Annotated in this window: 11 protein-coding genes and 3 tRNA genes; 11 read left to right on the top strand and 3 right to left on the bottom strand. The window is 36.6% G+C overall.

Going from position 1 to position 12,991, the window contains the following annotated elements; translation table 11 throughout:
- The first annotated feature begins 49 nt into the window (after positions 1–49).
- The 3 genes from A1704_RS18210 to A1704_RS18200 all read left to right on the top strand — a co-directional run bounded on the left by A1704_RS18210 (position 50) and on the right by A1704_RS18200 (position 3,625).
- Entirely contained in the window at positions 50–640 is a 591-nt protein-coding gene (locus tag A1704_RS18210; RefSeq protein ID WP_062675480.1) for a DUF1572 family protein, read from the top strand.
- Positions 641–706: 66 nt separating this feature from the next.
- Positions 707–2,053, top strand: coding sequence for a tRNA (N(6)-L-threonylcarbamoyladenosine(37)-C(2))-methylthiotransferase MtaB (gene mtaB / locus A1704_RS18205; protein WP_062675479.1), 1,347 nt, complete (start codon positions 707–709; stop codon positions 2,051–2,053).
- Positions 2,054–2,107: 54 nt separating this feature from the next.
- Positions 2,108–3,625 (top strand): FMN-binding glutamate synthase family protein, encoded by a 1,518-nt coding sequence (locus A1704_RS18200; RefSeq protein WP_062675478.1) that lies wholly within the window; start codon positions 2,108–2,110, stop codon positions 3,623–3,625.
- Positions 3,626–3,692: 67 nt separating this feature from the next.
- Here A1704_RS18200 and A1704_RS18195 read toward each other — a convergent pair whose 3' ends face one another.
- On the bottom strand, positions 3,693–4,466 hold the full coding sequence (locus A1704_RS18195; RefSeq protein ID WP_062675477.1) for a hypothetical protein: 774 nt from the start codon (positions 4,464–4,466) through the stop codon (positions 3,693–3,695).
- 55 nt (positions 4,467–4,521) lie between these two features.
- Between A1704_RS18195 and A1704_RS18190 the strand changes: the two genes are divergently transcribed.
- Positions 4,522–4,959, top strand: a complete 438-nt coding sequence (locus tag A1704_RS18190; protein WP_062675476.1) for an RNA-binding S4 domain-containing protein — start codon at positions 4,522–4,524, stop codon at positions 4,957–4,959.
- Between the two features lie 18 nt (positions 4,960–4,977).
- Here the strand turns inward: A1704_RS18190 and A1704_RS18185 are convergent, their stop codons facing one another.
- Positions 4,978–5,493 (bottom strand): shikimate kinase, encoded by a 516-nt coding sequence (locus A1704_RS18185; protein ID WP_034693808.1) that lies wholly within the window; start codon positions 5,491–5,493, stop codon positions 4,978–4,980.
- Between the two features lie 115 nt (positions 5,494–5,608).
- Here A1704_RS18185 and A1704_RS18180 point away from each other — a divergent pair.
- The 3 genes from A1704_RS18180 to A1704_RS18170 all read left to right on the top strand — a co-directional run bounded on the left by A1704_RS18180 (position 5,609) and on the right by A1704_RS18170 (position 5,927).
- Positions 5,609–5,681: transfer RNA gene (locus tag A1704_RS18180), tRNA-Lys, on the top strand.
- A 35-nt stretch (positions 5,682–5,716) separates the two neighbouring features.
- A tRNA-Leu gene (locus A1704_RS18175) sits at positions 5,717–5,799 on the top strand.
- 55 nt (positions 5,800–5,854) lie between these two features.
- Positions 5,855–5,927, top strand: a tRNA-Lys gene (locus A1704_RS18170).
- Positions 5,928–6,115: 188 nt separating this feature from the next.
- Here the strand turns inward: A1704_RS18170 and panC are convergent.
- Positions 6,116–6,964 (bottom strand): pantoate--beta-alanine ligase, encoded by an 849-nt coding sequence (gene panC, locus A1704_RS18165; protein ID WP_062675475.1) that lies wholly within the window; start codon positions 6,962–6,964, stop codon positions 6,116–6,118.
- Positions 6,965–7,135: 171 nt separating this feature from the next.
- Between panC and A1704_RS18160 the strand changes: the two genes are divergently transcribed.
- From A1704_RS18160 to porK, 4 genes are all read left to right on the top strand, one after another.
- Positions 7,136–7,906 carry a glycogen/starch synthase gene (locus tag A1704_RS18160; RefSeq protein WP_034693703.1) on the top strand — a complete coding sequence of 257 codons (771 nt, stop codon included), beginning with the start codon at positions 7,136–7,138 and terminating at the stop codon, positions 7,904–7,906.
- 13 nt (positions 7,907–7,919) lie between these two features.
- Entirely contained in the window at positions 7,920–9,563 is a 1,644-nt protein-coding gene (locus A1704_RS18155; RefSeq protein WP_065119678.1) for a DUF4270 family protein, read from the top strand.
- A 35-nt stretch (positions 9,564–9,598) separates the two neighbouring features.
- Positions 9,599–11,452 (top strand): glutamine--fructose-6-phosphate transaminase (isomerizing), encoded by a 1,854-nt coding sequence (gene glmS / locus A1704_RS18150; protein WP_062675473.1) that lies wholly within the window; start codon positions 9,599–9,601, stop codon positions 11,450–11,452.
- Positions 11,453–11,560: 108 nt separating this feature from the next.
- On the top strand, positions 11,561–12,985 hold the full coding sequence (gene porK / locus A1704_RS18145; RefSeq protein ID WP_062675472.1) for a T9SS ring complex lipoprotein PorK/GldK: 1,425 nt from the start codon (positions 11,561–11,563) through the stop codon (positions 12,983–12,985).
- Positions 12,986–12,991 lie beyond the last annotated feature (6 nt).

Here is a 12,991-nt window from a genome sequence, read left to right as displayed (position 1 = left end):
GTGGTTTTTAGTTTTAAAAGTTATTAAATTAGGAAATAAAATAGAAAGAATGAAAGACCTGTTTGTAAAACGCTTTGAATACTATAAATCTCTTGGTGATAAAACCTTTGAACAGTTAACAGATGAGCAGATGTTCTGGCAGTATAATGAAGAAAGTAATTCTATTGCCATTATTGTAAAACATCTTGCAGGAAATATGCTTTCAAGATGGACCAATTTCCTGACTGAAGATGGTGAGAAATCCTGGCGTAACCGTGATGGAGAATTTGTCAATACTTTTACCACTAAACAACAGGTTCTTGATTTTTGGGAAAAGGGCTGGAAATGTTTTTTTGATGCTCTTGATAAAATAAACGAGGAGAATCTCTATTCCACAACGTACATCAGAGGAGAAGCACATCCGGTTATTGATGCCGTTCTTCGTCAATTGGCTCACTATCCTTACCACATCGGACAGATTGTTTATATTGCGAAAATGATAAAGAATGAAGATTGGAATACGCTTTCAATTGCCAGAAACCGATCTCAACAGTTTAATACAGAAATGAAAACCAAATTTTCAAATCAGGATCCGGATACCAATTCATCGCCTGTCTGCCTTCAAAACAGCCCCGAGGTAAGAGACGAATATAAACAATAGATTGAATCAATCTTGGATTCTTATTAAAATTACTATCTTTGCACCCATAAAATTCAGGAGTAACAAATGTCTACTTTTCACAGAACTGCCGCGTTTCATACACTTGGCTGCAAATTAAACTTTGCAGAAACATCTACTATTGCCCGTCAATTAACAGATGCAGGTTATGATAAGGTAAGCTTTGATGAAAAAGCGAATGTGTATGTTATCAATACATGTTCCGTGACAGAAAATGCTGACCGTGAATGTAAACTTCACGTGAAAAGAGCAATGAAAGCCAATCCGGAAGGACTGGTGGTAATTGTTGGATGCTATGCACAGCTAAAGCCTGAAGAAATTTCACAGATTGAAGGAGTGGACCTGGTTTTAGGAGCAAAAGAAAAATTCAATATTCTGAGCTACCTGGATGATTTGGAGAAATCTGAGAGTGAAGGCGTAGTGCATTCATGTGAAATTGAAGAAACCGATTTCTTTATCGGAAGTTATTCTATTGGGGACAGAACCAGAGCTTTCCTGAAAGTACAGGATGGCTGTGATTATAAATGTACTTACTGTACCATTCCATTAGCCAGAGGAATTTCACGTTCTGATACCATCGAAAATGTTCTTAGAAATGCCACGGAGATCGCTGCGAAAGATATCAAAGAAATTGTTCTTACAGGGGTGAATATCGGTGATTATGGTAAAGGAGAATTTGGAAATAAAAAACACGAGCATACTTTCCTTGATCTTATTTCAGAACTGGATAAGGTAGAAGGAATAGAAAGAATCCGTATCTCTTCCATCGAACCCAATCTTTTGAAAGATGAAAGTATTGAACTGGTTTCTAAAAGCAAAAGCTTTGTTCCGCATTTTCATATTCCATTACAATCTGGAAGCGATGATATTCTGAAAAAGATGAAACGTCGTTACCTGACCAAGCTTTATCATGACAGAGTGAACAAGATCCGCGAGGTTATGCCTCATGCGGCTATCGGCGTGGATGTTATTGTAGGATTCCCGGGAGAAACAGAAGAAAGATTTATGGAAACTTATAATTTCCTTAATGAGCTTCCTATCACTTACCTTCATGTATTTACCTATTCTGAAAGAGAAAATACGGAAGCTGCAGCAATGGAAGGAGTAGTTCCTGTTGCGGAAAGAAAAAAACGTAATAAAATGCTGAGAATTCTTTCTGAAAAGAAGAAAATGGCATTTTATCAGACACAACTTGGAAAAACGCTTCCTGTTCTTTGGGAGCACGAAAATAAAGACGGGAAAATGTTTGGCTTCACAGAAAACTATGTGAGAGTCCAGAAAGACTTTGATCCTGCATCCATCAATCAAATTGAATTTCTAAATTTAGAAAAAATACTGTCAGATGGCACGGTTTCTGTGCAATCTTCTTACCAAAATTTTTTAGCAAAAGCATAGGCTCTTTGCAAAAATTCTACTAAATTTATTTTTAAACTTTTAAATACTACATTCATGAGAGATAAGTTTTTATCTTGGGGAATTGTATTAGTAGCTGCTACATGGATTATAGCAATACTGATCAGAGCGCATTATTGGATACCTACGCTGTTATCCGCAATTTATGCATTGGGTGTTTACAATGCTTACCAATCGAAACATGCTATTTTGAGGAACTTTCCTGTATTGGGATACTTCAGGTATTTTTTCGAAAGTATTTCACCCGAAATGCAGCAATACTTTATTGAAAGGGAAACAGATGGGAAGCCATTTCCAAGAAACCAGCGTTCAGCAGTATACAGACGTGCAAAAAACTTAAGTGATACGGTAGCTTTTGGTACGCAGCTGGAAGTAAATCACAGAAAGTATGAAGGGATCAAGCATTCTATTTATGCAAAATCACCATCAGAAGAACTTCCGAGAGTATGGGTTGGAGGAGAACAATGTACACAGCCTTATCATGCTTCTTTATTTAACATCTCAGCAATGAGTTTCGGGGCCTTGAGTGACAGAGCACAGATTTCACTGAACAGAGGAGCCAAAAAAGGAAACTTTTACCATAATACAGGAGAAGGAGGAATTTCACCTTATCACCTGGAAGGAGGAGATCTTTGCTGGCAGATCGGAACAGGGTATTTCGGATGTCGCGACGGCGAGGGGAAATTCAATCCCGAATTATTTACAAAATATTCCACCCTTCCTAATGTGAAAATGATTGAAATCAAATTATCACAGGGAGCAAAACCGGGACACGGAGGAGTTCTGCCGGGAGTAAAAAATACACCGGAAATTGCAGCGATTCGTCACGTAACACCGGGAATGACTGTTATTTCACCACCCTCACACAGCGCTTTTTCTGATGCTGCCGGATTGCTGAGTTTTGTACAGCAGTTAAGAGAACTTTCAGGAGGAAAGCCAATTGGTTTTAAACTTTGTATCGGTGATACCAAAGAATTTGAAGATATCTGTGTGCAGATGAATGTTTTGAAAATTTATCCTGATTTCATTACCATAGATGGTGCAGAAGGAGGAACAGGAGCTGCGCCACCAGAATTCTCTGATGGAGTAGGGATGCCATTGGAGCCTGCTTTGATTTTTGTGAACAGAACGCTTAATAACTATAACCTGAGAAGTAAATTAAGAGTGATTGCCAGTGGTAAAGTTCTTACCAGTCTTGATATTCTGAGAGCAGTCGCAATGGGTGCAGACATGTGTAACAATGCCAGAGGATTTATGTTCTCTCTAGGATGTATTCAGGCATTGAGATGTAACTCTAATAACTGTCCTACAGGGGTGGCAACACAGGATAAAATGCTTATTAAAGGACTTGATGTGACAGATAAGGCAGAAAGAGTATATCATTTCCACAAAAATACACTCCATACCTGTAATGAATTAATTGCTGCTGCAGGAAGAAGCTCTTATGAAGAAGTAGATGCCACCATGTTTATGAGAGGTGATGAGTTTGATCACCTTGCAGACCTTTATTTCCCTGATATCTTAGGAAATGTAAAACAGAAAGCAAGACCGTAATTACAGTTTACATCATAAAAAAACACCGTTTGAATAACGGTGTTTTTTTATATAATTATTTTTTATTTTATTGCTGTTGTTCCTGTGTTTGTTTGTCATCACTTGGTCTGTCCTCTCTTCCATAAATCTGAAAGTTGAATACAAAAGATTTATTTCTATAAGAAGTATTTAAATACGGATAATGAGGATTTCTTGCAAAAGCAGCTCTGGAAGGAACGATGATTACTCCTTGTAAGTTATAAGGTGTTTCACCGGTAAGATTATCAAATGCTTTGAATTTCTGTAAAGCCTCTCTAAATCCTGGAATTTGATAATATTTTGCTTTTTTTGCAGCATCCGGGGTAGTAACAGTGCTCAATATTGATTTCTTTACATAATAATACATTGGGTCAATAACAGGTACACCCGTTCCGTCAATGGTATTTAAAAAGGCGGCTTTTGCTTGAAACGTAGTGTTTCCATCAGAATTAACGGCCAGATACGAGTATCCTCTTCCCATAATTTTGATAATATCATCATCCTTGATGGTTTGATTAGGTGTAGGATTAACAGGCTGAGCACCGCTTCTCATTATATAGATTGTTCCTGAAGGAAGCGTTACAGGCGAAAGCTCAGATAATTTTTTTTCATTATCATCTGACGTGTCCGTAGAGCTGAAAGCTTTTATATTACCCTGCGCATCCAGATAATTCTCATCCATGAATTTCTTAATTGCCTGATCATCATAGGTGTTTTGCGTAGCAATATCTTCCGGTTCTACATAGGGTGATGTGTCATCATCTTTCTTACAAGCAGAAAAACACAAAGATCCTGCAAGGATATATAAAAATATTTTTTTCATTTCAAAAAACTTTAATTACTTTACAAATAATATAACGGCAAAAGTATAAAAAATTATGAGAATAGATAAATTTTTATGGAGCATTCGTTTTTATAAGACGAGAAGTATTGCAGCAGAGGAGATTAAAAAGAATAGGGTTTCTATAGGAACGTCTGCCGTAAAGTCATCTAAAGAGGTAAAAGAAGGAGATACTATTAAAATCCGTAAGAATCAGATTGATTATAAAATAAAGGTAATTCAGATTCCTAAAAGCAGAATTGGGGCCAAGCTGGTTCCTCTTCATATTCAGGATGTGACAGATAAAGAGCAGTACGAACTGTTGAAGCTCCGTAAAATGTCACAAGACTATTACAGAAACAAAGGAGAGGGAAGACCTACCAAAAAAGACAGAAGAGAAATGGATGAATATGTAGGCAATGATATCGACTCCGATTTTACAGACTGGGATGATTTCTTCGGAGAGACCGGCGGTGAAGATGAGGATGAAGATTAATATAAAAATAGAAAAGCTCTAGAGATAGAGCTTTTCTATTATTTCGTTGACAATGTCTTCCGGTTCTCTGGAATCTGTCCCTACAGTGAATTGTGCTTTGCTGTAAAATTGATTTCTTTCAAATAAATGCTTGGCAATGAATTCCGGCAGGTCTTCATCGGATATATTGGCAATTAATGGCCTTTTTTCTTTCTGTTTTGAAAGTCTTTCCACCAATGTCCCAACTCCTGTTCTTAAAAAAATACTCTTGGAGTTATGATTAATAATCTCCATATTATTATAATATACAGGAGTTCCTCCACCAAGGCTTAAGACAACATTTTCTTCAGAAGCCAATATCTCTTCAAGCGCCTCTCTTTCCAGTTTTCTAAAGTAAATTTCTCCCTTTTTCTCGAAAATTTCAGGGATGGTTAATTTATTTCTTCTGGAAATCTCTTTATCAAGATCAATTAATTTAAAATCTATTTTTTCGCTTAATATTTTGGAAATGTGAGATTTGCCACTTCCCATGTATCCGATCAATGAAATTACCATGAAATTTTTTTTAACAAATTTGCGAAAAAGTTTTGAGATAAAGAAAAAAGTCATATCTTTGCACCACTTAAAACAAGGGACATTACTTAAATGAAAACTTGTTGCACAAGTGGCCGACTCGGTAGCTCAGCTGGTAGAGCAATACACTTTTAATGTATGGGTCCTGGGTTCGAATCCCAGCCGGGTCACTAGCAATAAAAATTACTGGATTTGTAATTTTATTGCCTGCGTGGTGAAATTGGTAGACACGCCATCTTGAGGGGGTGGTTTCCTAAGGATGTGCTGGTTCGAGTCCAGTCGCAGGCACTGCAAAGAAAATTTTATAATTAATATTGAAATTTATTTCATTTTAATTGTGGCCGACTCGGTAGCTCAGCTGGTAGAGCAATACACTTTTAATGTATGGGTCCTGGGTTCGAATCCCAGCCGGGTCACAAGTTTACTGAAAAGTAAATTTTTTTCATATTAATATTTTGTGATTTGGTGTTTCAAAGGCTTCCTTCAGGAGGCCTTTGATTTTTGTATGAACTCAAGTCTAAACTTCATCTCGTTTTGTTTTTTTGTATTTAATAATAATCCCCAGCTGAAATAGCCAGGGATACTATATTTTAATAGATAAAGATTAATCCAGATGTATGTTGTCAATTAATCTTACTCCATCTACTACAACTACGATGAAGGCTCTGAAATTTCTGTCTTTATAGAAAAAATCTGTCTCCTGTAATGTATTTTCATCAGCAATCAGAAAGTATTCAAGCTTCATACCCTTCTGATCATCAAAAATATCCGCTACTCTTTCCTTGATTTCCGGGATACTGACAGTTCTGAACCAGTCGTTTACTTTTTTTAAAGTCTCATAAATTACTTTAGAAGCTTCTTTTCGGTCTTCATGAAGTCTCTGGTTTCTTGAACTTAGTGCCAGTCCGTTTTCTGCCCTATAAATAGGAACTCCGGTTATTTTAACGGGAAGATGTTTTTTCTCCACCATTTTTTTAATAATAGCAAGCTGCTGAAAATCTTTTTCACCAAAATAAGCATTATCAGGCTGTACCTGTCTGAAAAGCTCTTCTACAACAGTTCCTACTCCGTTGAAATGTCCCGGTCTGGATTTGCCTTCCATTTCATTTTCCAGTCCGTCAAAATCATACGACTGGCTTTCAGCTTTTTCAGGGTAAATATCTGCTACCTCCGGGATGTAGACAGCGTCTACAAGGCCTGAATTCTGAAGAATAAGGATATCTCTGTTAACATCTCTTGGGTATTTTTCAAGATCCTCAGGATTGTTGAACTGAGTTGGATTTACAAAAATTGAAGAAATGACAAGATCATTTTCTTTTCTTGCCTCTTCATACAGAGAAAGATGGCCATTGTGCAGGGCACCCATAGTAGGGGCAAAGCCAATTCTTTTTCCCATTTCTTTCTGTCTTTCAATGAAATCCTGAAGGACTTTTCTGTTTTTTAGAACTTCCATAGTTTATTTTAATACTATTTCAAAAATACTAAAAATATCGCATAATAATATGTACTTTTAATAATTTGAAAAAGGGAATTTTCGTAAAAAAATGTTAATTAAAATAATGTTGGATGTTTTTTTGTAATTTTGCACATTAAAGCATTTTTACAAAAATTAGATAGAAAGTTTATGCCGAATCAAAAAATACTGTACATTACTACAGAGATGTATCCATATCAGGAAGATACAAATATGGCTGCAGTGGTAAACAAAATGGCACTTAAGATGCACCAAGAAGGCAATGATGTAAGAGTTTTTATGCCAAGATTTGGACAAATAAGTGAGAGAAAGTTCCAGCTTCATGAAGTAATCCGTCTTTCAGGGATGAATATTATTATCAATGATCTGGACCAGCCTCTGATCATTAAAGTAGCGTCTCTTCCGGGGGAAAGACTTCAGGTTTACTTTATTGACAATGAAGAATACTTCAAAAGAAAACAATATTATTTCGACGATGAAGGAAACCCTTTCGAAGATAATGATGAAAGAGCTATTTTCTTTGCCAGAGGAGTTATTGAAACCATTAAGAAACTAAACTGGGTGCCGGACGTTATCCATTTAAATGGATGGATGTCTTCTTTTGTTCCAATTTATCTTAAAACTTACTACGAATCCGATACTTATTTCAAAGACGCAAAAATTGTACTTTCTCTTTACAATGAGAAAGATGCTGACCTTGACAAAAAGATCGATGAAAAGTTACAGTTTGATAATATTTCGGGATTAAAAGCGTTAGATAACCCAACTATTAAAAGTTTTGTTATCGAAAGTATGAACTATGTAGATGCCGTTGTAAAAGGTGACGAGTTTCTGGATGAAGACCTGGATAAGGCTTTCAATGAAACAGCAACCCAGAAATCGGAATATCTGGACGTAGATTCTATAAATCAACTTTATTAAAAACACATTTTTAATGACTCATAATCTTAAAAAGACCTTCGCCATGCTTGTATTGGCGATATTTGGAAGTGCATTCCTTTATAATTGTGAACCGGATCCGGATTCTCTTGGTGAGCAGCTGTTTAATGGTGATGCAGCACAGGGCAATGAAATTGCATACCCTGTTATTGCATACAATTATGATAACAACGATTCAATCAGAAGTGATGCTTCAAGACTAATCAGTGGGTTGAGTGAATCAGGTGTTACTACAAATGTTGCTGTTCTTGGAGCCTTTACTGAACCCCAGTTTGGAATGCAAAGAGCATCTTATGTTACCCAGCTGAGAATGCCAACGGATAATTTTGACTTCAACGGCGCAAATCCAAAAGTAGATTCAGTAGTCCTTGTAGTAAGACCTCCTGCAAATACAGCTTCGAATACTTACTTCTTTGAAGGTGATTCATTAAGAACAAATACATATACAAAAACAGATTTCCCAGTAGACGGAGTAGCTACGGAAGTTTCCATTGAGAAAAAAACTTATCCTGTTCGTAAATACGGTAAAATAGGGGGGGCTTCAAAATCAATGAAAATCAATGTACACGAAGTAACTACGTTCTTAGATGCAAATAATGATGCTCTAAAACGTTCCAATGCATCAATAAGTACTGGAGAGCTGTTAGGTTCAGGAGTATTTGATGGGAACGTGAGTTCTTTATCTATTACAAAAAAATCTGATAATTCAATTGTATTCTCAGGAAACTTAGGATTCAGAATGAAGTTAAGTAATACAAATTTTTTCCAGACTCATATTCTTGATAAAAAAGGAAAACCTGAACTTCAGGATGCTGCTAACTTTATCAGATATTTTAAAGGAATAAAAATTTCTGTGGACGAAACGGATAGATATCTGTATCAGTTCTCTCCTAATGACTTGCAGGTTATCATGTATTATAAATATGATAAGACAGACAACGGAACAACCACAAGACCACAAACAACACTTAATTTCAACCTAGGAAGTGCTAATGCTCATATCGGATTGTATGAGTATAACAGATCTGGATCACCTGCTGCAGCTGCACTGGCTGCAAGTAACCCTAATGAAGGAGATGAAAGACTTTTTGTTCAGGGAATGGGAGGCCCTTCTGTGGTAGTGAAAATTAAGGATGAGACTATTAATGAACTTAAGGAAAAGTTAATCACAGATAAAGTAGGTATTGTAAGTGCTAAGATCAGAGTATATCTGGATCCTGCAACATGGAAAAATACTGGTTCTACTGAAGATCGTAAGTTTACACTTTTAAACAATACATTAAATGCGGGTAAAATTGATTACTCAAAGTTAACATTCACTTCAGATCTTACAAACGGACTAGGTTTATATTATTATAAAGAGAATCCTGGTTATTATGATTTTGTAGTTACAAAAACAGTCAAGGATATTGTTGAAGGAAAAACAGAAACAGTAGGAGATGCTACACAGCCGATTGTTAATAAACCATTAATTATCAATGCAGGAGCATTTGCAGCAAGTGCTACAGGAACCCTTTTGGGAGTTCGTAACACAACAAGAGCATTTGATATGAACAGAATTATTCTGACAGGAGTAGCTAAAACAAATGCGAATCCGAAGAGAATCCAGCTGATGGTGACTTACGGAACGAAAAAATAGAACACGATAACAAACAACACTAGACAAAATAAAATATGTGCGGAATAGTAGGATATACAGGTTTTCAAGACGCTTATGAAATTGTAATTAATGGTCTTAGAAGATTGGAATATAGAGGGTATGACAGTGCCGGAATTGTTTTAGAAGGACCAGATAACAAGCTGGAAGTAGAAAAAACAAAAGGTAAAGTTGAGGATTTGGTGAATATTTCAAAAGAACTAAAAGGAACGTCTAAAATTGGAATGGGACACACCCGTTGGGCTACCCATGGAGTTCCAAGTGACAGAAATTCCCACCCGCACTTGTCAAACAACGGAAAAATTGCAATTGTACATAATGGTATTATTGAAAACTATGATACCATTAAAACAATGCTTACTGAGAAAGGCTTTACTTTTAAATCAGAAACAGATACTGAAGTACTGGTAAACCTTATCCAATATTTTATGGATCTTAATCCGGATATCGACTTCCCAACTGCAGTGAGATATGCATTGAATGAAGTATATGGTGCTTATGCAATCACTGTACTTCATGAAGATTATCCTGGAGTATTGGTTGTAGGAAGATTAGGATCTCCTTTAGCAATCGGAATCGGAGATAAAGAATATTTTATTGCATCTGATGCTTCTCCTTTCGTAGAATTTACAAAAGAAGCTATATATCTTGAAGAAGGACATATGGCAACAATCTCTCTGGAAAATGGAGTAGATATCAGAACCATCAATGAAAACTCTAAGATTGAGCCTGAAATCCAGGAACTTAAATTGAGTCTTGAGCAAATAGAGAAAGGTGGATATGAGCACTTCATGCTTAAAGAAATCTTTGAACAGCCTAAATCTGTACACGATACAATGAGAGGTAGGCTTCTTGTGGATGAGGGAGTCATAAAAATGGCCGGAATCTGGGATCATGTTGAAAAATTCAAAAATGCTAACAGAATTATCATCATTGCTTGTGGTACTTCATGGCATGCAGGGCTTATCGGAGAATATCTGATAGAAGAATATGCAAGAATTCCTGTGGAAGTAGAATATGCATCAGAGTTCAGATACAGAAACCCGATCATTACAGATAAAGATGTAGTGATTGCCATTTCTCAATCTGGAGAAACAGCGGATACCATGGCTGCTTTAAAACTAGCAAAAGAAAAAGGTGCATTTATATATGGTATATGTAATGTTGTGGATTCTTCCATTGCAAGAATTACAGATGCTGGTTCTTATACCCATGCCGGTCCTGAAATCGGGGTTGCTTCTACCAAAGCATTTACGGCTCAGCTTACCATTCTTACTTTAATCGCATTTAAATTAGGAAAACACAACGGAAACTTAGGAAACGCTGAATTTATGAGCTTAATTGCTGAGCTTGATGCTATTCCTAAGAAAATTGAAGAAGTGTTGAATACTACTCATGAGCTTACGCAGAATATTGCAAAAGACTTTGTGAAAGCTACCAATTTCCTTTACTTAGGCAGAGGATACAATTATCCTGCAGCCTTAGAAGGAGCCTTAAAATTAAAAGAAATTTCTTATATCCATGCAGAAGGATACCCTGCTGCAGAAATGAAGCACGGTCCGATTGCCCTGATCGACGAAAATATGCCAATTGTAATTATAGCACCTAGAAAAGGCCACTATGATAAAATTGTAAGTAATGTTCAGGAAATTAAAGCGAGAAAAGGAAAAATTATCGCTGTAGTTAATAAAGGAGACCGTCAGGTGAGTGAAATGGCAGATTATGTTATCGAAATCCCTGAAACTTCAGAATGTTTCTCTCCAATCGTTGCTTCCGTACCTCTGCAGCTGCTTGCTTATTATATTGCAGTATATAGAGGAGCCAACGTAGATCAACCGAGAAACCTTGCAAAATCTGTTACCGTGGAATAAAAAGTTGTTGTAAATAAAATAAATTTAGATTTCTTCCGTTATTTCAAAAAAAATCTTAAAAGTTTCTTAAAAAAATTATATATTTACGGCTTAATTATAAAAATTAACATGAAAAGGATATTTCTTTTATTATTGTCTGCGTCGGTAGCATCGGTATCTTGTTCAGGTGGTGGCAGCTCTTCTGTAGGGAAGCCAGGAACAAAAGGAGAATTGATACCAAGAGAAAAAACTAAATCATTTGTTGCGGAAAGACCATACGGAATGGTTGCAATTCCTGCAGGTTCATTTGTTGCTGGTTTAGCAGACCAGGATCCAACAAATACTCCTGAAAAAGCAGCATTGAAGACAGTTACTGTTTCTTCTTTCTTCATGGATGAAGCAGAAACTACCAATTCGGAGTACAGAGTATTTATCAATTATGTAAGAGACTCTATCGCGAGAACTTTACTTGCTGAAGCTGCCGGAGAAGGTGGTGATGAAGGCGGACGTAAAGGAGCAGCAATAGGAGATTATGCATATCTTGCTAAAAAAGAAGAAAATTTAACACCTTATCAAGAATATATGGAAGGCCAGGGTGGCCGGGAAGACGGAAGCTATGATGCCAGTAAAAGATTAGATTGGAAAATTCCTTTACACTGGAGCACATCAAAATATCCGGATGTAGAATACGCAGAAGTTTTGGAATCTATGTATCTGCCTTCTTCTTCAAGAATCGGAAACGAAAGAATTTTAGATGTAAGCAAGCTGAAATATACTTACCGTTGGGGAGATATGGACGCTGCAGTTGCAGATAACGAAAGAGGAGCTAACTACCTGAAAAGCGAAAGTATCGCGATCTATCCTGATACTACAGTTTGGGTAAAAGATTTCCACTTTGCTTACAATGAGCCATTGTTTGAACAGTATTTCTGGCACAAGGCTTACAAAGACTATCCTGTTGTTGGGGTTACCTGGGACCAGGCAAGGGCTTATTGTAACTTCAGATCTAAATTGAAAACAGATTACAACGAAAGTTTAAAAAGAAAAAAACAAAGACCATTAGAGTTCCGTCTTCCAACAGAAACTGAATGGGAATATGCTGCAAGAGGAGGTATGCAAAATGCTACTTACCCTTGGGGTGGTCCATATTTAATGGACGACAGAGGTTGCTATCTGGCTAACTTTAAGCCGAAAAGAGGTAACTATATGGAAGACGAGAAAAAAGGTACTTATACATATACAGCTCCAGTTAAGAAATTTAAGAAAAATGGGTTTGGGTTATTTGATATGGCTGGAAACGTTTCTGAATGGACACTATCTTCATTTAACAATTCTTCTTCAGGATTCTCTTCTACATTAAATCCTTCTACTAAAGATAAAAAGGATACGAAGAAATCTGTAAGAGGTGGTTCTTGGAAAGATATAGGTTATGCACTAATGACAGGTGCTAGAGATTGGGAAAGAAAAGATTCCGCAAGAAGCTATATCGGATTCAGAACTGTACAGGATATTCCTGAAGCAGCTGTTAAACCAAGAAGAGTTAACAGAAATTAATCAGAC

This window comes from Chryseobacterium cucumeris, from assembly GCF_001593385.1.
In the GTDB taxonomy this organism is placed as follows: Bacteria; Bacteroidota; Bacteroidia; order Flavobacteriales; family Weeksellaceae; genus Chryseobacterium; species Chryseobacterium cucumeris.
This window is presented reverse-complemented; position numbering and strand designations above follow the sequence as displayed.

Coding starts and splice junctions, on each gene's coding strand:
- A1704_RS18195 (WP_062675477.1), bottom strand. CDS start 4,466: ATGAAAAAAATATTTTTATATATCCTTGCAGGATCTTTGTGTTTTTCT.
- glmS (WP_062675473.1), top strand. CDS start 9,599: ATGTGCGGAATAGTAGGATATACAGGTTTTCAAGACGCTTATGAAATT.
- A1704_RS18160 (WP_034693703.1), top strand. CDS start 7,136: ATGCCGAATCAAAAAATACTGTACATTACTACAGAGATGTATCCATAT.
- mtaB (WP_062675479.1), top strand. CDS start 707: ATGTCTACTTTTCACAGAACTGCCGCGTTTCATACACTTGGCTGCAAA.
- panC (WP_062675475.1), bottom strand. CDS start 6,964: ATGGAAGTTCTAAAAAACAGAAAAGTCCTTCAGGATTTCATTGAAAGA.
- porK (WP_062675472.1), top strand. CDS start 11,561: ATGAAAAGGATATTTCTTTTATTATTGTCTGCGTCGGTAGCATCGGTA.
- A1704_RS18155 (WP_065119678.1), top strand. CDS start 7,920: ATGACTCATAATCTTAAAAAGACCTTCGCCATGCTTGTATTGGCGATA.
- A1704_RS18210 (WP_062675480.1), top strand. CDS start 50: ATGAAAGACCTGTTTGTAAAACGCTTTGAATACTATAAATCTCTTGGT.
- A1704_RS18185 (WP_034693808.1), bottom strand. CDS start 5,493: ATGGTAATTTCATTGATCGGATACATGGGAAGTGGCAAATCTCACATT.
- A1704_RS18200 (WP_062675478.1), top strand. CDS start 2,108: ATGAGAGATAAGTTTTTATCTTGGGGAATTGTATTAGTAGCTGCTACA.
- A1704_RS18190 (WP_062675476.1), top strand. CDS start 4,522: ATGAGAATAGATAAATTTTTATGGAGCATTCGTTTTTATAAGACGAGA.